This window comes from Xylophilus sp. PBN-3R, assembly GCF_057747805.1.
Window position 1 is genome coordinate 2,355,108 of record NZ_CM173225.1, and the last position, 16,495, is coordinate 2,371,602.

Annotated in this window: 16 protein-coding genes; 9 read left to right on the top strand and 7 right to left on the bottom strand. The window is 67.0% G+C overall.

Annotated features, from left to right (window positions below):
• Positions 1–40 precede the first annotated feature (40 nt).
• Positions 41–1,120: a YeiH family protein gene (locus AC3ANW_RS11295; RefSeq protein WP_488345265.1), complete on the top strand. Its 1,080-nt coding sequence runs from the start codon at positions 41–43 to the stop codon at positions 1,118–1,120.
• 18 nt (positions 1,121–1,138) lie between these two features.
• Here the strand turns inward: AC3ANW_RS11295 and AC3ANW_RS11300 are convergent, their stop codons facing one another.
• Both AC3ANW_RS11300 and AC3ANW_RS11305 read right to left on the bottom strand, forming a co-directional pair.
• A complete protein-coding gene (locus AC3ANW_RS11300) occupies positions 1,139–1,945 on the bottom strand; it encodes an anti-sigma factor family protein (protein ID WP_488345266.1) in 807 nt (268 codons plus the stop codon).
• A gap of 1 nt (position 1,946) precedes the next feature.
• Entirely contained in the window at positions 1,947–2,471 is a 525-nt protein-coding gene (locus AC3ANW_RS11305) for an RNA polymerase sigma factor (RefSeq protein ID WP_488345267.1), read from the bottom strand.
• Between the two features lie 111 nt (positions 2,472–2,582).
• Between AC3ANW_RS11305 and AC3ANW_RS11310 the strand changes: the two genes are divergently transcribed.
• Positions 2,583–3,824 carry a voltage-gated chloride channel family protein gene (locus AC3ANW_RS11310; protein WP_488345268.1) on the top strand — a complete coding sequence of 414 codons (1,242 nt, stop codon included), beginning with the start codon at positions 2,583–2,585 and terminating at the stop codon, positions 3,822–3,824.
• On the opposite strand, the gene AC3ANW_RS11315 is transcribed toward AC3ANW_RS11310, so the two are convergent.
• Genes AC3ANW_RS11315 through AC3ANW_RS11325 form a run of 3 tightly spaced genes read right to left on the bottom strand, consistent with a single transcriptional unit; the run spans position 3,791 to position 9,561 of the window.
• Positions 3,791–5,209 carry an efflux transporter outer membrane subunit gene (locus tag AC3ANW_RS11315; RefSeq protein ID WP_488345269.1) on the bottom strand — a complete coding sequence of 473 codons (1,419 nt, stop codon included), beginning with the start codon at positions 5,207–5,209 and terminating at the stop codon, positions 3,791–3,793. The two genes, AC3ANW_RS11310 and AC3ANW_RS11315, sit on opposite strands and share 34 nt — an antisense overlap.
• Positions 5,206–8,352, bottom strand: a complete 3,147-nt coding sequence (locus AC3ANW_RS11320) for an efflux RND transporter permease subunit (protein ID WP_488345270.1) — start codon at positions 8,350–8,352, stop codon at positions 5,206–5,208. The genes AC3ANW_RS11315 and AC3ANW_RS11320 overlap by 4 nt, the downstream gene beginning before the upstream one ends.
• Positions 8,353–8,355: 3 nt before the next feature.
• Entirely contained in the window at positions 8,356–9,561 is a 1,206-nt protein-coding gene (locus AC3ANW_RS11325; protein ID WP_488345271.1) for an efflux RND transporter periplasmic adaptor subunit, read from the bottom strand.
• Positions 9,562–9,638: 77 nt separating this feature from the next.
• Here AC3ANW_RS11325 and AC3ANW_RS11330 point away from each other — a divergent pair, with 77 nt between their 5' ends.
• The 3 genes from AC3ANW_RS11330 to AC3ANW_RS11340 are packed head-to-tail and all read left to right on the top strand — an operon-like array spanning position 9,639 to position 11,938.
• Positions 9,639–10,295, top strand: coding sequence for a TetR/AcrR family transcriptional regulator (locus AC3ANW_RS11330; RefSeq protein WP_488345272.1), 657 nt, complete (start codon positions 9,639–9,641; stop codon positions 10,293–10,295).
• On the top strand, positions 10,292–11,488 hold the full coding sequence (locus AC3ANW_RS11335) for a lyase family protein (protein WP_488345273.1): 1,197 nt from the start codon (positions 10,292–10,294) through the stop codon (positions 11,486–11,488). The genes AC3ANW_RS11330 and AC3ANW_RS11335 overlap by 4 nt, the downstream gene beginning before the upstream one ends.
• A gap of 27 nt (positions 11,489–11,515) precedes the next feature.
• Positions 11,516–11,938, top strand: a complete 423-nt coding sequence (locus tag AC3ANW_RS11340; RefSeq protein WP_488345274.1) for a carboxymuconolactone decarboxylase family protein — start codon at positions 11,516–11,518, stop codon at positions 11,936–11,938.
• On the opposite strand, the gene AC3ANW_RS11345 is transcribed toward AC3ANW_RS11340, so the two are convergent.
• Positions 11,929–12,903 (bottom strand): LysR substrate-binding domain-containing protein, encoded by a 975-nt coding sequence (locus AC3ANW_RS11345; RefSeq protein WP_488345275.1) that lies wholly within the window; start codon positions 12,901–12,903, stop codon positions 11,929–11,931. The two genes, AC3ANW_RS11340 and AC3ANW_RS11345, sit on opposite strands and share 10 nt — an antisense overlap.
• Positions 12,904–12,986: 83 nt before the next feature.
• Here AC3ANW_RS11345 and pcaH point away from each other — a divergent pair, with 83 nt between their 5' ends.
• The 4 genes from pcaH to AC3ANW_RS11365 all read left to right on the top strand — a co-directional run bounded on the left by pcaH (position 12,987) and on the right by AC3ANW_RS11365 (position 15,767).
• Complete coding sequence (gene pcaH / locus AC3ANW_RS11350; protein ID WP_488345407.1) at positions 12,987–13,712, top strand: protocatechuate 3,4-dioxygenase subunit beta; 726 nt, start codon at positions 12,987–12,989, stop codon at positions 13,710–13,712.
• 1 nt (position 13,713) lies between these two features.
• On the top strand, positions 13,714–14,319 hold the full coding sequence (gene pcaG, locus AC3ANW_RS11355) for a protocatechuate 3,4-dioxygenase subunit alpha (RefSeq protein ID WP_488345276.1): 606 nt from the start codon (positions 13,714–13,716) through the stop codon (positions 14,317–14,319).
• A 58-nt stretch (positions 14,320–14,377) separates the two neighbouring features.
• Positions 14,378–15,385 (top strand): Bug family tripartite tricarboxylate transporter substrate binding protein, encoded by a 1,008-nt coding sequence (locus AC3ANW_RS11360; RefSeq protein ID WP_488345277.1) that lies wholly within the window; start codon positions 14,378–14,380, stop codon positions 15,383–15,385.
• A gap of 154 nt (positions 15,386–15,539) precedes the next feature.
• Positions 15,540–15,767, top strand: a complete 228-nt coding sequence (locus AC3ANW_RS11365; RefSeq protein ID WP_488345278.1) for a hypothetical protein — start codon at positions 15,540–15,542, stop codon at positions 15,765–15,767.
• A gap of 19 nt (positions 15,768–15,786) precedes the next feature.
• On the opposite strand, the gene AC3ANW_RS11370 is transcribed toward AC3ANW_RS11365, so the two are convergent.
• Positions 15,787–16,431, bottom strand: coding sequence for a hypothetical protein (locus AC3ANW_RS11370; RefSeq protein ID WP_488345279.1), 645 nt, complete (start codon positions 16,429–16,431; stop codon positions 15,787–15,789).
• Positions 16,432–16,495: the final 64 nt, after the last annotated feature.

Here is a 16,495-nt window from a genome sequence, read left to right on the forward strand (position 1 = left end):
GTCGCGGCATAAGCTTATTCAAAAAAGAATGCGCCACGCCATGCATGCCGTCCCCGTCCCCTCGCCCGCCTTTGACGCCAACGTGTTCCAGAGACTGCTGCCCGGGCTGCTCATGACCGGCGCCATCGCCGCGCTGTCGATCTGGGCAGCGCAGACCGGCTGGCTGCAGACACGCGGCATCAGCGCGCTGACCCTGGCCATCGTGCTGGGCATGGTGGCGGGCAACAGCGTCCATGGCCGGGTGGCGAACACGGCCGCACCGGGTGTGCAGTTTTGCAAGGCCCGCCTGCTGCGGCTGGGCATCGTGCTGTACGGGCTGCGGCTGACCTTCCAGGACATCGGCGATGTCGGCTGGTCGGGCGTGGCGATCGATGCGCTGGTGTTGTGCAGCACTTTCGGCCTGGCGTGTTTCATCGGGATCCGGGTTTTCGGGCTGGATCGCAATACCGCCATGCTGATCGGTGCCGGCAGTTCCATCTGCGGCGCGGCTGCGGTCATGGCCGCCGAGCCGGTGGTGCGCGGCCGGGCGGAACAGGTGATGGTGGCGGTGGCGACAGTGGTGGTTTTCGGCACGCTGGCCATGTTCCTCTACCCGGTGTTATGGCAGCTGAATCAGCAACACCATCTGGTGCCCATGTCCGAACAGGCGTTCGGCGTCTTCACCGGTTCGACCGTCCACGAAGTGGCCCAGGTGGTGGCGGCCGGGCGGGCGGTGGGCGAACACACGGGCGACACGGCGGTCATTGCGAAGATGGTCCGGGTGATGATGCTGGCACCTTTCCTGCTGCTGCTGTCGGCCTGGATCGCCCGCCATCGCAGTGCCGACCACCTTCCGGGCACCTCCGGCGGCGGGATTGCCATTCCCTGGTTCGCCCTGGGTTTCGTCGCGGTCGCCGGCCTGAACTCGCTGGCGCTGCTGCCGAAGGTCGTGGTGCATGCCGTCACCGAGATCGACACGGTGCTGCTGGCCATGGCCATGGCCGGCCTCGGCCTGACCACACAGGTCTCGGCCATCCGAAAGGCCGGCGTGAAACCGCTCGCACTGGCCGCCGTACTGTTCGCCTGGCTGGTCGGCGGCGGGCTGCTCATCAACTTCGGCGTGACGGCCCTGCTCGGCTGAACAGATCGGCGGCGCCGGTCAGCGGGCTTCGAACTGCCGGTGCACCGATTCGGCCACGTGCAGGAGCTCCTGCCGGCTGTCGCCTGACGAAATGGCGTAGCCGAAGTCCCTGTCCACCCAATAGAACACGTTGACCGCGCCGTCCTTCCCGAAACGGAAAGCCGTCTCCCGCCCCGCGTCCTCCCGGGTGACATACAGCGTCAGCCGCTGCCCCTGGGCCGAGCCGAACATGAACTGCGCCACCGGCCCCTTGCCGCCCGGCAGCAGCCGACCGCCCATCAGCGTGTAGCCCAGCGCATGCAGGTCCGGCACTCGCACCGCGCTGCCCAGGCGTTTGGTCAGCCAGGTGACCAGCGCCTGTTCCTGGTCGGCGCCCACCTCGACCGGCCGCCTGGCGTCCGGTGTGTAGACCACATGCGCCACCGCGGCGCGCTGGGCAAAACCGGTCAGGCGGGTGCTGCTGCCGGACAAGGCAAACCTCACGGCCCCACCGTCGACCGCGCCGCGCATCCACCAGGCCGATCCGCCACTGATGACGGCGACGGCCAGGCCGGCGGCCAGCGCACGCCAGGGCCAGGCCCGGTGCGCGGCAGTGGCGCCGAGCGGTATCTGCAGCGGCAGCGGTTCCGCCAGCACCGGGTCGAGCCAGTCCTTCAGCGCGGCGTTCTGCACCTTCCAGTCCTCGACCTGCTGGCGGACTTCGGGATTGGCCTGAAGAAAGGCCAGCACCTCGACTTGCCGCTCGGCCGGCAGCTGACCGTCGACGTAGGCATGCAGTTCGGCTTCGGACAGGGGCGGTGATGTGGAGGGGCGTGGGTCGTCCATGTCATTTGATCCTGCGCAGGGCGGTTGCCGCGGTCGCCTGTGGCACGCGACCCTGCAGTTCGTGGCGCAGCTTTTCGCGCGCCCTGGCCAGCCGCGACATCACCGTGCCGATGGGCACGCCCAGCACCAGGGCTGCTTCGGCATAAGGCATTTCCTCGACCGCCACCAGCAGCAGCACCTCGCGCTGTTCGGCAGGCAACCGCTGCAGGGCGCGGTCGAGGTCGCGGACCTCGATGGCGTCGGACTGTTCGGCGCGCTGCGCGATTTCGGGCAGGTTTTCACCCGCGCTGTCTTCCGGCCGGGCGCGCCGCGAACGGGTGCCGTCGATGAAGTGGTTATGCATGATCCCGAACATCCAGGCGCGGATCTCGCCACGTTTCTGCCAGAGCGAAAACCGGCTCCAGGCGCGTTCGAGCGTGTCCTGCACCAGGTCGTCGGCCAGTGCGTTGTCGGCCAGCAGTCCGCGTGCATAACGCCGCAGGCTGGGGATGCAGGCAACGATGGCGGCTTCGTCCTGGGCGCGCATTGGAGGGTGGTCGTGGGCAGACGTCGGGCGACACCTGGACGGCGTCGGGTTTGTGCAGCATAGACGCGCCGGCCCGCCGGTTTATTCCGCCAGCGGTGGAAAATCGCCGCCATGCAAAGACTCCCCTTCGCCTACATCGCCAAATGGCTGCTGCTCGCCTGCATCGTCGCGGCCTGCGCGGGCACGGCATCGGCGTTCTTTCTTTGGGCGCTCGATGCCGTTACCGCCACCCGCGAGGCGCACCGGCGGATCGTCTGGCTGCTGCCCCTGGCGGGATTCGCCGTCGGCTGGATCTACTGGAAGCTGGGCAGACTGGTGGAGGCCGGCAACAACCTGCTGATCGACGAAATCCACGACCCGAAGAAAATGATTCCGCTGCGGATGGTGCCGCTGGTGCTGGGCGGCACGCTGGTGTCGCACCTGTTCGGCGCGTCGGTCGGCCGCGAAGGCACTGCCGTCCAGATGGGCGGTGCGCTGGCCGACCAGCTCAGCCGCATTCCGCGCCTGTTGCCTGGCGACCGCCGCATCCTGCTGATGGCCGGCATCAGCGCCGGTTTTGCCTCGGTCTTCGGCACGCCGCTGGCTGGCGCCATCTTCGGGCTGGAGGTGCTGGCCATCGGGCGGCTGCGGTCCGACGCCTTGTTTCCGTGTGTCGTCGCTGCCATCGTGGCCGACCAGGTGGGCCTGGCCTGGGGTGTGCATCACACCCATTACACGGTGCTGGAAGTGACGCCGGTCGGATGGTGGAGCGTGACCGCCGTGCTGATCGCCGGCGCGCTGTTCGGCCTGGTCGGCCTGCTGTTCGCACGGGCCACACACGCCACCGGCGCAATGATGAAACGGGCGATCAAATACCCGCCGTTGCGGCCCCTGCTCGGCGGCCTGGTGATCGCGGTGGCGGCCTGGGGGCTGAATGGCTACCGTTACATCGGCATCGGCATCCCGACCATCGTCGAATCGTTCCAGCAGCCTGTCGCCGCCTGGGACTGGCTGGGCAAGCTGGCCTTCACCGTGGTGTCGCTGGGCACCGGATTCAAGGGCGGCGAAGTGACGCCGCTGTTCTACATCGGCGCCACGCTGGGCAACGCGCTGGCGCCGCTGCTGCACCTGCCGTTCCCGATGCTGGCGGCCATCGGTTTCGTAGCGGTATTCGCCGGGGCGGCCAACACCCCCGTCGCCACCATCGTGATGGCGGTCGAGTTATTCGGCACGGCCATCGGCCCGCTGGCGGCCATCGGCTGTCTGGCGGCGTACCTGTGTTCAGGCCATTCCGGCATCTACCGGGCGCAGCGCATCGACGGCAGCAAGTGGCGTGCCGATCAGCCGGAGCCGCCGCCGCCCAGCACGCGGTAGAGCGTCACCCGGTTGTCCAGTGCGGTCAGCCGGGTGGTGATGAGCGTCTGCTGCGCGCTGTAAAGCGTCCGCTGCGAATCGAGCGCGGTCAGGAAAGTGTCGATGCCGCTGGTGTAGCGGGCGTTGGCCAGGCGGTAGCTGTCGGCCGCCGCATCGACCAGGGCCGACTGCGCGGACAGCTGCTCGGCCATGGTGCCGCTGCGAGCCAGGGCGTCGGCGGTTTCCTGGAATGCCGTCTGCACCGCCAGTTCGTAGGTCGACACATACAGCGACTGCTGCGCCTGCGTGTAAGCCAGGTTGGCCTTGTTCGCACCACCGTCGAAGATAGGCAGCGTGACTGCCGGCGCCAGCGACCACACCGTCGCCGCGCCTCCGCTGAACAGCGATGCCAGCGCGGTGCTGGCAACGCCGCCCGCCGCCGTCAACGACAGCCTGGGGAAAAACGCGGCCCGCGCCGCGCCGATGTTGGCGTTGGCCGACCGCAGCTGATGCTCGGCCTGCAGCACGTCAGGCCGCGCCAGCAGCACATCGGACGACAGTCCCGCCGGCACGTCTGCCAGCACCACGCCGTCTGTCGCGGGCAATGCAGCCGGCAGCAAGGCATCGGCCACCGGCGAGCCGGTCAGGAGTTCGAGTGCATTGCGGTCCTGCGCAATGGCCGTGGTGGTGCTGGCCAGGTCGGCGCGGGACTGCTGGTAGACGGTCTCTGCCTGCCGTACATCGACCCGGGACGAGACGCCCGAATCCAGCCGTTTTTGCGTGACGGTCATCGAGCGCCGGGCGCTTTGGAGCGTCTGCTCCGCCAGCGCCAGCCTGCTGCGGTCCGCGCCCAGCGCCAGCCAGGCACTGGCGGTTTCGGCAATCAGGCTGATGCGGGCGGCGCGGCCGGCTTCCTCGGTGGCGAGATAGGTTTCCAGCGCAACATCCGACAGGCTGCGCACCCGGCCGAACAGGTCGACCTCGTACGAACTGACGCTGAGACTGGCGCTGGCGGTCTGGGCCTGCACCGCACCGCCTCCCGTGGCGGCGGTGCGGGCCCTTGTGCCGCTGACACCGGCATTGACCGTCGGCAGCAAGGCGGCCCGCTGCACCCGGTACAGGGCACGTGCCGACTCGATGTCGGCGACCGTCTTGCGCAGGTCGCGGCTGTTGGCCAGCGCCTGGGCGATGACCTGGCGCAAGCGGTCGTCCAGCACGAACTGCTGCCACGGGATGTCCGCCGCCGGCGTGGCGGCCGCTGCCACCGGCGCATACGCCGCGCCGGTGGGCCACGCATGCGGCACTGGCGCTGCAGGGCGCTCGTAGGTCGGGGCCATAGAACTGCAGGCGCCGAGCGACAAGGCCAGAAAAGCAGCCAGCGAAGAAACGATCGGTTGGTTTTTCATGGCTGGGTCGCCTCCGCATTGGTGTTGTCTTTCGCCTCGTGGCTCTTCGGCCCACCGAACATCTTGCGCACCAGCACAAAGAACAGCGGCACAAAAAAGATCGCCAGAACCGTGGCGGTAACGGTGCCGCCCACGATGCCGGTGCCGATGGAAATGCGGCTGTTGGCACCCGCACCGCTCGACAGCGCCAGCGGCATCACACCCGCGATGAAGGCAAGCGAGGTCATCAGGATGGGCCGCAGCCGCAGCCGTGCGCCCTCGATGGCCGAAGCCACCAGTTCCTTGCCGCCCAGGTAGGCGGCCTCGGCAAACTCCACGATCAGGATCGCGTTCTTGGCGGACAGCCCGACGGTCGTCAGCAGCGCCACCTGGAAGTACACATCGTTTTCCAGCCCGCGCAGCGTGGCGGCTGCCACCGAGCCGACCACGCCGAGCGGAATCACCAGCAGCACCGACAAAGGCACCGACCAGCTTTCATACAACGCCGCCAGGCACAGGAACACCACCAGCACTGAAATGGCGTACAGCCTGGCGGTCTGGCCGCTGGCCAGCCGTTCCTGGTAACTCAGGCCGCTCCAGGCGAATCCGGTGCCGGCCGGCAGCGCCTTGGCCAGGGTTTCCATTTCGTCCATCGCCTTGCCGGAGCTCACGCCATCACTGCCGGAGCCTTGCAAGGTGTAGCTGGCCAATCCGTTGTAGCGCGCGAGGCTTTCGGGGCCGTAGGTCCACTGAGTGGTGGCGAAGGCCGAGAACGGCGTCATGCCGCCCGCGTCGCCGCGCACCCGCCAGTCGTCGATGTCTTCCGGCCGCGAACGGAACGGTGCGTCGGCCTGCACGTAGACCTTCTTCACCCGCGCACGGTCGATGAAGTCGTTGACATAGGCTCCGGCCCAGGCAGAACTGAGCGTGGCGTTGATGTCGGCCAGCGACAGGCCGAAGGAAAACGCCTTGGCCTGGTCGACGTTCACCTTCAGCTGCGGCGTGTCTTCCAGGCCGCCGTTGCGCACGGCACTCAGTTGGTCGTCCTTGCCGGCATTGGCCAGCAGCTGGTCGCGAAGGGATTTCAGCGTGGCGCGGTCGGTGCCGGCCTTGGCCTGCAGCTGGAATTCGAATCCGTTGGACTGCCCCAGGCCCTGGATGGCCGGCGGATTGAGCGCGAAGACCTGCGCGTCTCGCACCTTGGACAAGGCTCCTGTCGAACGGGCCGAAATGGTGTCGGCGCGGTTGTCGACACCCGAGCGTTCGGACCAGTCCTTCAGCGACACGAAGGCCATGCCGGCGTTCTGCCCGCTGCCGGCGAAGTTGAAGCCCGCAATGGTGAATACGGCTTCGGTGTTGGCCTTCTCGTTGACCAGGAACTGGTTCTCCACCGACTTGGCCACCTCGAGCGTGCGGGCCACCGAAGCACCGACCGGCAGCGTGTATTGCACCATCGCCTCGCCCTGGTCTTCATTGGGCAGAAACCCCGACGGCAGCCGCAAGAACAGCACCGCCAGCGCCGCCACGATCAACCCGTAGAACAGCATCCAGCGCAGCGGCGTCTTGAGGATACGGGTGACACGACCCTCGTAGCGATGCAGCAGGCGGTCGAAGCTGCGGTTGAACCAGCCGGCAAAACCGCGCTGGCCGGCATCCTGCCCGTGTGGCTCGAGCAGCGTGGCGCACAGGGCCGGCGTCAGCGTGAGCGCGATGACCACTGACAACGCCATCGAAGCCACGATGGTGATCGAGAACTGCCGGTAGATGACACCGGTCGAACCAGCGAAGAAGGCCATCGGCAAGAACACCGCCGACAGCACCGTGGCGATGCCCACCAGCGCGCCGGTGATCTCGCCCATCGACTGGATGGTGGCGTCGCGCGGCGAAAGCTTCTCTTCGCGCATCAGGCGTTCGACGTTTTCGACCACCACGATGGCGTCGTCCACCAGCAGGCCGATGGACAGCACCACGCCGAACATCGTCAGCGTGTTGATGGAATAACCGAACAGCGACAGCACACCGAAAGTGCCCAGCAACACCACCGGCACGGCGATCGCCGGGATCAGCGTGGCACGCCAGTTCTGCAAGAACACGAACATCACCACGACCACCAGCGCGATGGCCTCGAACAGCGTCTTGACCACTTCCTCGATAGAGATGCGGATGAACTTGGTGCTGTCTTTGGGGTAGGCGACCTGGTAGCCGTCCGGCATGCCGCGCTGCAGGTCGGTGACCACCGCCTTGACCCGGGTCGCGGTCGAAAGCGCGTTGGCGCCGGGTGCCAGTTGCACCGCCACACCCGATGCCGGATGGCCGTTCAGCCGGGTGACGTTGTCATAACTTTCGCTGCCCAGTTCGACCCGGGCGACATCACGCAGCAGCACCGTGGCGCCGCTGGTGCCGTGTTTGACGACCACCTGCTCGAACTGCGCCGGTGTCTGCAGCTTGGACTGCGCGGTGACAGTGGCATTGAGCTGCTGCGCGCCCACCGTCGGAAGCCCGCCGATCTTGCCGGCCGACACCTGGGTGTTCTGCGCCTCGATGGCGCTCTGCACGTCCGAAGGCATCAAGCTGTAGGCGGCGAGTTTGTTGGGGTCCAGCCAGATGCGCATGGCGTACTGCGAACCGAAAACCTGCACGCCACCCACGCCGTCGACCCGCGCGATGGGATCCTGCAGGTTGCTCACCAGGTAGTCGGAAATGTCGGTGGCGCTGGCCTTGTCGTTGATGTCGTAGAGGGCGGCGATCAGCAGGAAATCGGTCTGCGACTTGGTGACGGTGACACCCAGCGTCTGAACCGCCTGCGGCAGCCGGGTCAGCGCCTGCTGCACCTTGTTCTGTACCTGCACCTGGGCGGTGTCGGGGTTGGTGCCCTGCTGGAAGGTGACGCTGATGCTGGCACTGCCGGCCGAACTGCTGGTCGACGAGAAATACAGCAGGCCGTCGAGCCCGGTGAGCTGCTGCTCCAGGATCTGGGTGACGCTGTTCTCGACCGTTTCAGCCGAGGCACCCGTGTAGGTGGCCGAAATACGCACCGTGGGCGGCGCCACGTTGGGATATTGCGCGACCGGCAACGAGAAGATCGACATCGCGCCGGCCAGCATGACGACGATGGCGATGACCCAGGCAAAGATGGGCCGGTCGACGAAAAAACGGGCGAGCATGGATCAGCGCTCCGTGGTCGTCTTGACCGGTGCGGCCGGTGCGGAAGGCGCCGGCATCGCAGCCCTGGCGCCGGTGAACTCGACCGGTTGCACCCTATCGCCCGCCCTGACCTTGCTGCTGCCTTCCACCACCAGCCGGTCGCCAGCCGCCAGTCCGTCGCTGACCAGCCACTGGTCGCCGATGGATCGCTGGGTGGTGACCGTCACGCTGCGGACCTTGTCCCCGTCACCCACCACCAGGGCGGTTGCCTGGCCCTTGGGGTCGCGGCTGATGCCCTGCTGCGGCGCCAGCAGCGCCTGCGGATCGACCGCCTGGTCGAGCACCGCCCGCACATACATGCCCGGCAGCAGCGTGCCGTCGGGGTTGGGGAATTCGGCCCGCAGCGTGACCGAGCCTGTGGCTTCGTCCACCGCCACTTCGCTGAACTTGAGTTTGCCGGTGCGGGCATAGGCCGAGCCGTCTTCCAGCTTCAGTTTCACCGCCGTGCTGCCGGGCAGCACACCGTCGGCCGACAGCAGCTTGCGCAGGCGCAGCAGCGAGGCGCTGGACTGGGTCAGGTCGACATAGATCGGGTCCAGCGCGCGGATGGTGGCCAGGGCGTCGGTCTGGCTGGCGGTGACCAACGCGCCCGGCGTCACGCTCGACTTGCCGATGCGCCCGGAAATCGGCGCCCGCACCTGGGTGTATTCGAGGTTGATGCGGGCGCTGGCCAGAGCCGCCTTCTGCAGCGCGACCGCCGCCAGCGTCTGCTGGTAGGTGCTGTGGGCGTCGTCGGCATCCTGTCGCGCCACACCCTCGATCTTCAGCAGGTCGGCATAACGTTCGTCCTTCAATCGCGCAGCCGAGACCGCCGCCTGCGCGTTGGCCAGCGATGCGGCCGCCTGGTCCGCCGCCGCCTGGTAGCTCGCCGGGTCGATGACATACAGCACCTGGCCGGCGTGCACCAATGCGCCTTCCTCGAACCTGCGGGCCTTCACGATGCCGGAGACCTGCGGTCGGACATCGCTGGACAGCGATGCCGTGGTGCGGCCGGCCAGTTCGGTGGTCAGTGCCACCGACTGCGCCTTCAAGGTGGTCACGCCCACTTCGACCGGGCCGCGCACGGGCGGTTTTTCATCCTTGCCGCAGGCCGCCAGCAGAAAGCCGGTGCAGGCCAGGGAAACCATGAGACGGGTGCGCCGCTGTGCGCACTTGTGTGTATCGTTCATACCGATTTACTTTTTGGGTGTGAACGTTCATTCTCACTTATCGTTGACATTGTCAAAATTTCGGCAGGGTAAAGACCGTGAAAAAATCTGACATCCCGAGGGTCGACAAGGCAGCCGGGCCGCGCCCCGCCAAGGCCGAGCGCGACGAACTGCGCCGCGCCGAGATCGTGGCGGCGGCCCGCCGCTGCGTGGTGCGGCACGGCTTCCACGCCGCCAGCATGGCCGAGATCGCCGGCGAGGCACGCATGAGCGTCGGGCAGATCTACCGCTACTTCGCCAACAAGGAAGCCATCGTCCACGCCATCGTCGAACGCATCGTTTCGCAGCGCCTGGCCTGGATCGCCGGCACCGCGCGGCAGGTCGATCTGCCGCTGTTGCTGGCCCAGCGCATGTTCGCCGACGAGGCAGTCGAAAAAGAAGATCACGCGTTGCTGCTGGAAGTGACCGCCGAAGCCACCCGCAACCCGGTGGTGGCCGAAATCGTCCGGACCGCCGACCGGCGGCTGCACGAGCAGGCGGTCGAAGCGGTACGGCAGGACCATCCGAAGCTGACGGACGCCGAGATATCGACCCGCGTGGAGTTCATGGCCGTGCTGGCCGAAGGCACCGCCTTCCGCCGTGTCACCGAGCAGCCGGCCGACCCGCTGCTGCTGGCAGCGCTTTATCGCGAGGTCATCGAGCGCCTGTTGCCGGGCAAAATGCCGCCCGTTCGCCGAATCCGGAAAAAGCCATGAGCATCTTCGAAGCCTTTCTCGCCGCCCCTGACAGCCTGGACGTTTTCGACGACCGCCCCTTCGTGGCCGCCATGCTGGCCTTCGAATCCGCGCTGGCGGACGCCCAGCGGGCCGAAGGGCTGGTGCCTGCCGAAGCGGCTGCCGCCATCGCCCGTGTCTGCGCCGACACCGACCGTTTCGACGTCGCCGCCATCGTCGGCGACAGCGGTCGGGCCGGCAGCGTCGCCATTCCGCTGATCAAGGCCCTGAAGGATGCGGTGAAGGCCGAAGCACCGGCCGCCCTGCCCTTCGTGCACCTCGGCAGCACCAGCCAGGACGTGATCGACACCGCCATGGCGCTGCTGATCCGCCGCGCCGTCGAACTGGTGGCAGCCGACCTGAAGACTGCTGCGCTCGCAACCCTGGCGCTGGCCGACCGCCATGCCGCCACCCCGATGCTGGCCCGCACGCTGATGCAGCCAGCCTCGGTCACCAGCTTCGGATTCAAGGCAGCCGGCTGGGCTGCACCGCTGGTGCGTTGCCATACCGGCCTGCTGGCGGCAGCCGATGCCGCGCTGCAGGTGCAGCTGGGCGGCGCGGTCGGCACGTTGGCGCAGATGGCGGGCAAGGGGCCGGCGGTCGCGCGGCGCATGGCCGGCGCGCTGGGCCTGACCGTGCCGGCCGCGCCGTGGCACACCCAGCGCGACCGCTGGGTGCTGCTGGGTTGCGAACTGGGAGTCATCGCCGGATCGCTCGGCAAGATCGCCGGCGACATCGCGCTGATGAGCCAGTTCGAACTGGGCGAGGTGTCCGAACCCAGCGAGGAAGGCCGCGGCGGTTCGTCCGCCATGCCGCACAAGCAGAACCCGGTCGCGTCGATGGTCGCGCTCTCGGCTGCGCACCGCGTACCGCCGCTGGTCTGCACCCTGATGGCGACGATGCCGCAGCCCCATGAACGCGCGCTCGGCCCCTGGCAGGCCGAATTGGCCACCTGGCCTGCCCTGGTGCTGGCGGTGCACGGCAGCGTGCGCGCCATGGCCGGGGCGCTGCAGGGACTGGTGGTGGATGCCGGGCGCATGCGGTCCAACATCGACGCCCTGCGCGATCGCATTCCGGCGTCGGCCGCGGACGAATGGTTCGCGCCGGCGCTCGCCGAAAACGCCGGGGCCATGGCCCTGGAACAGGTCGCGCGCCTGCGGACCGAACTAGGCTGAAAAACCATTCAATCGAAGGGACTAGACATGACAGACAAACAAGCCATCCCCACCGCCTACGAAGCCGGCCTGCTCAACCGGCGCCGTGTTCTGGGCGATGCCTGGGTCGACAAGTCGCTGGCCAACCGCAGCACCTTCAGCGCGGAGTTCCAGGAAATGATCACGGTCCACGCCTGGAACGACATCTGGGGCCGGCCCGCGCTGGGCGACAGGACCCGCCGGTTCATGGTGTTGTCGATGATGCTGGGTATCCATGCCTACGAAGAGTTCGCCATGCATGTGCGCGCTGCGATCGACGGCCCGGAAGACTCGCGCCTGACGCCCGACGACATCAAGGAAGTGATCCAGATGGCCGCCATCTACTGCGGCGTGCCGGTGGCCAACCATGCATTTGGCATTGCCAGCAGCATCCTGCGCGAGAAGGGCCTGCTGGAGCCGTATCAGCCCTGAGCCACCGGCCGCCGCCGCGGCCTGGGCGGTGCCGCTTCTGCACGCAGCAGCACCGACAGCGCGTCGACCGCCACCGACGCCGCGCCTTCCCGCCGCCGCAGAAGGCCGACCGCTTCTTCGGTGCCGGCGCTATCCAGCCGCAGTCGCATCAGGCTGCCGTTGGCCAGGTCGTCCTGCACCGCCCCGATGGGCGTAACCCAGACCGCGTCCGACCGCAACACCATGCCGCGCGCCACTGTCATGTCGAGCGTCTGTGTCACCGCTTCGGGCATCGCCAGACCGTGCGCCACCACCAGGCTTTCGGTGTTGTGTCGTGGCACCGTGCCCTCGGGGTACACCACCCATCCGTGCTGCAGCACCACCTTCAGTCCCGGCCGCCGGCCCGCCAGCGCATGGCCGGCGCGAACCACGAACACCAGCGGTTCGATGCGGAGCAACTCGAAACTCAAGGCTTCCATCAGGCTCGGGTCGCTCATGCGGCCGACCACCAGGTCGAGCGCACCGGCACGCAGGTCGTCGAGCAGGCTGTCGTTGGCGCCGACCCGCACGTCCAGCTGCAGGCCCGGCAACTGATCGCGCAGCTTGACCAGCGCTGCCGGCAACAACGACTGAGCCGCGCTGGGCAGGCTGCCGACCCGCAGCCGCTGCGAACCGCCCGCCACCGCAGGCCTGAAAGCCGCTGCCGCAAGCTCGACCGAGGCCAGCATCTGCAAAGCGTGGGCCAGCAGTCTTTCGCCTGCCACCGTCAGCCCGCGAATGCCGCGCCGGCCGCTGTCGGCTCGCTCCACCAGCGGCTCGCCGGCCAGCGTTTCCAGTTCGGCCAGGATGCGCGACACCGCCGGCTGGCTGATCGCCAGCCGCTCGGCCGCGCGAGCCAGGTGACGCTCCTGCGCAATGGCCACCAGGCAACGCATGTGGCGCAGTTGCAGGCCACGGGAAAAAGCGTCAGGAACAGGCTTGTTCATCAATTACCAGAACGTATTGAAATCAGCAGATTCCTCAATTTACAGCATGGAGATGCCGCCTTAGAGTGCCGCCCATGAACACGATGACAGACCCACTGAAAGCCGCCGAACCGACACTGTCGCCGCGCGACTGGCCCAGCCATCCGCAGCACATCTACACGGGCTACGCCAGCACCGCCAAACGCGGGCCGACCCAGCCGCTGGTGCCCCTTAAGGCAGCCATGGGCGAGATGCGCCAGCCGGTCTACGGCAACGGCGACATCGGTGCGCTGGACCACGACCTGACTCGCAACGCACAACGCAACGGCCAGCCCATGGGCGAACGCATGGTGCTTGCCGGCCAGGTGCTGGACGACCGCCGCCGCCCGGTGCGCAACACCCTCGTCGAGATCTGGCAGGCCAATGCCGCCGGCCGCTACGTGCACAAGGGAGACCAGCACGACGCGCCGCTGGACCCCAACTTCCTGGGTGCCGGCCGCTGCCTGACGGACGACGAAGGCCGCTATCGCTTTTTGACCATCAAGCCCGGCGCATATCCGTGGGGCAACCATCCCAACGCCTGGCGGCCGCAGCACATCCACCTGTCGCTGTTCGGTGAGCATTTCGGTAGCCGGCTGGTCACCCAGATGTATTTCCCGGGCGATCCGCTGATGCAGTACGACCCGATGATCAACGGCACGCCCGAACATGCCCGGAAACGCCTGGTATCCGACTTCGACCTGAACCTGACCGAGGAAAACTACGCGCTCGGCTACCGTTTCGACATCGTGCTGCGTGGCGCCGAAGAAACCCCTTTCGAGAACCGCTGAAATGATGCACGGACAAGAAACCAACTTCGGCCAGACTCCTTCCCAGACGGTCGGCCCCTACTTCGCCTACGGCCTCACGGCCGTGCAGTACGCCTACGACTTCGGCCAGGTGTTCGATTCGGTGCTGGCGCTGGACGACGCCCGCGGCGAACGCATCCGCCTCGAAGGGCGGGTGTTCGACGGCGACGGCAAGACCGTTTTCGATGCACTGATCGAGATCAGCCAGCCCGATGGCGAAGGCACTTATCCCGACACGGTCGCCGATGCGCAGCGCCTGGGTTTCCGTGCCTTCGGCCGCTGCGGCACCGGCACCGATGCCGGGCACCGCTTCCACTTCAAGACGGTCAAGCCTGGAGCGGAAGCCGCCGGATCCGCTCCGCACATCAACCTCGTCGTCACCATGCGCGGCCTGCTGGTGAATGCCTTCACCCGCGTGTACTTCGACGACGAAACCGCAGCCAATGCCGCCGACCCGGTGCTGGCCAGCGTGCCCGCGGCCCGGCGCGACACACTCGTCGCGCGCCGCACCCGGCGCGGCGGCGAAGTGGTCTACGTCTTCGACATCCACATGCAGGGCGCCAAGGAGACCGTCTTCTTCGACCTTTAATTTCCGATATCACGCTCAATCTCGGCGACTTCCCATAAAAAATCCGGAGACAACACCCATGACGAATTCCCTCGGCCGCCGCGCCATCCTTCAGGCCGGCCTCGGCCTTGCCGCCACTGGCGCAACGCCCTTCGCTGCTTCTTCCGCTTTCGCGCAGGACCCTGCCTTCCCCACCCGCCCGGTGCGTCTGATCAACCCGTTCCCGGTGGGCGGCGGCCCCGACGGCACGGCACGCCTGGTGGCAGACCGCCTGAGCCGCACCTGGGGCCAGCCGGTGGTGGTCGAGAACCGCCCGGGCGGCAACGGTTTCATCGCCATCGACGCATTCAAGCGCGGTGCAAAAGACGGCCACGACATGATCCAGCTGGACAACGTGCACCTGGCCGCCTACCCCGCGCTGTTCAAGAAGCTGCCCTATGACGTGGCAACCGACTTCGATCCCCTGCTGCCGCTGTTCCGTACCTATTTCTTCGTCACGGTGCCGTCCACCAGCCCATACAAGACCATGGGCGACCTGATCGCCGACGCCAAGGCCAACCCCGGCAAGCTCAACTACGGCTCATGGTCGGTCGGCAACCCGGTTCACCTGGGCTCCGAGCTGCTGGAGGCACGCACCGGCACCGACATGGAACACGTCATCTACAAGGAGACCACGCAGCTCTACACCGCCGTGGCCAACGGCGAGCTGTCGTTTGCCCTGGGCAGCAGCGGCACCGCCGGCCCGCTGTACAAGGCCGGCAAGATCCGCCTGCTGGCCGTGGCCGCGCCGCGCCGGGTGGCAGGATTCGAGTCGGTGCCGACGGTGGCCGAATCGGGCGGCCCGAGCGACTTCGAGGTCATCGGGTGGAACGCCATCGCGGTGCCGCGCGGCCTGCCCGCTCCGGTCACCGACAAGATCCGCCGTGACATCGCCGCCGCGCTGGCGACACCCGAGACCAAGGAGAAGTTCGCCAGCTTCGGCTATGAGCCCTTCCCGGTCAGCCGAGAAGAATTCGCGCGTTTTCTGCAGAACGAACAGAAACGCTTCGGCGATGTGATCCGCAACGCGAAGCTGTCGCTCGACTGACTTCCCCAAGCAGCTTCAAAAGGCCGCTGGTTCGTTGCAGCGGCCCTTTTCTGCAGGTTGAAGAGCACATGGTCGCGAGACCACGAATTCGTCCTACATGATTTCGACCACCGGGGTCTTCTCCCGGTCTCGCGGGCTCGGGATACTTCAGCGCATGAGCTCCCACGACTGGTCCTACACCGTTCACCATGATTTCCAGCATGCCGGCGGCCCGGATGGTGCTTCGTTGGTACCTGCCACGCCACTTGCCCGTTGGTCGGCCGGCCAGACCGGCAACGTCGCCCGCCGGCACGAACGTGCGCGGTACGCCGGACAGGCGGCGGCGGTGTTGTTGGGGGTGGTCGGCGTCTGCTCCGCCATCGCGCAGTTCGTCTTTGGCTGAAATTTTTCCCGCTTTGGTTTCAGGAACCGCCGCTGCCCCAGCAGCGACCCATCTGGCCTGGAACCACGCTGTCGAACTGACGTGTCACCCGTCCGTCCTGAACCTGCATCTCCGACACATCCATATCGAGCATGGTCTCGATCAACGGGCCGTCCGGCTCTCGTGAAAAACCAAGCTTGAGTCCCCGGTCGCGCACGATGGACGCCAGCAGGACCTGGAAATCGGCGTCCACACCTTGCCGGTATTGAAGCGATCCGCCGTGGGCCGGCCCTGCCGGCAGCGGCTGTTTTATCCGCATGCCATTGACGGGTTGAACCGAGATACGAGCCGGCGCGTACCCGGCCGCTCCAGGCCGCAGGCCGTCATACAAAACGCCACTCCATCCATAGAACCCGCCTTGCTCGTTTTGCGACGCCGAGAAACTGCCCTTCAACTGGATCGCTCGACCGTTCGACGGGTCGCGGGCGATCACCAGGAATTCAAAACCGCAGCGCCGCACCACGTGTTCCTGTTCGGTAGGAAGGTTGCGCACATACACCGTGCCCCTGACCTTTTCGAGCATCGACGACTCGTCGTTCGCCGGCTGGGCAAACGAAAGTGCGGGCGCTATCAGCAACGCGCCGAATAGAGGTTTGACGAGGTCGCTCCGGAGGTGAATTTGCACGTGTGTCGATGAGATGACCATCAGCCCGATGGTCGCGCGCCCAGACGAACCCACGCAACATTTG

What these genes read in the sequence shown, in the direction of transcription:
- AC3ANW_RS11360 (WP_488345277.1), top strand. Translation starts at nt 14,378, where the DNA reads ATGACGAATTCCCTCGGCCGCCGCGCCATCCTTCAGGCCGGCCTCGGC.
- AC3ANW_RS11335 (WP_488345273.1), top strand. Translation starts at nt 10,292, where the DNA reads ATGAGCATCTTCGAAGCCTTTCTCGCCGCCCCTGACAGCCTGGACGTT.
- AC3ANW_RS11345 (WP_488345275.1), bottom strand. Translation starts at nt 12,903, where the DNA reads ATGAACAAGCCTGTTCCTGACGCTTTTTCCCGTGGCCTGCAACTGCGC.
- AC3ANW_RS11300 (WP_488345266.1), bottom strand. Translation starts at nt 1,945, where the DNA reads ATGGACGACCCACGCCCCTCCACATCACCGCCCCTGTCCGAAGCCGAA.
- AC3ANW_RS11365 (WP_488345278.1), top strand. Translation starts at nt 15,540, where the DNA reads ATGAGCTCCCACGACTGGTCCTACACCGTTCACCATGATTTCCAGCAT.
- pcaH (WP_488345407.1), top strand. Translation starts at nt 12,987, where the DNA reads ATGACAGACCCACTGAAAGCCGCCGAACCGACACTGTCGCCGCGCGAC.
- AC3ANW_RS11320 (WP_488345270.1), bottom strand. Translation starts at nt 8,352, where the DNA reads ATGCTCGCCCGTTTTTTCGTCGACCGGCCCATCTTTGCCTGGGTCATC.
- AC3ANW_RS11310 (WP_488345268.1), top strand. Translation starts at nt 2,583, where the DNA reads ATGCAAAGACTCCCCTTCGCCTACATCGCCAAATGGCTGCTGCTCGCC.
- AC3ANW_RS11325 (WP_488345271.1), bottom strand. Translation starts at nt 9,561, where the DNA reads ATGAACGATACACACAAGTGCGCACAGCGGCGCACCCGTCTCATGGTT.
- AC3ANW_RS11305 (WP_488345267.1), bottom strand. Translation starts at nt 2,471, where the DNA reads ATGCGCGCCCAGGACGAAGCCGCCATCGTTGCCTGCATCCCCAGCCTG.
- AC3ANW_RS11315 (WP_488345269.1), bottom strand. Translation starts at nt 5,209, where the DNA reads ATGAAAAACCAACCGATCGTTTCTTCGCTGGCTGCTTTTCTGGCCTTG.
- pcaG (WP_488345276.1), top strand. Translation starts at nt 13,714, where the DNA reads ATGATGCACGGACAAGAAACCAACTTCGGCCAGACTCCTTCCCAGACG.
- AC3ANW_RS11340 (WP_488345274.1), top strand. Translation starts at nt 11,516, where the DNA reads ATGACAGACAAACAAGCCATCCCCACCGCCTACGAAGCCGGCCTGCTC.
- AC3ANW_RS11295 (WP_488345265.1), top strand. Translation starts at nt 41, where the DNA reads ATGCATGCCGTCCCCGTCCCCTCGCCCGCCTTTGACGCCAACGTGTTC.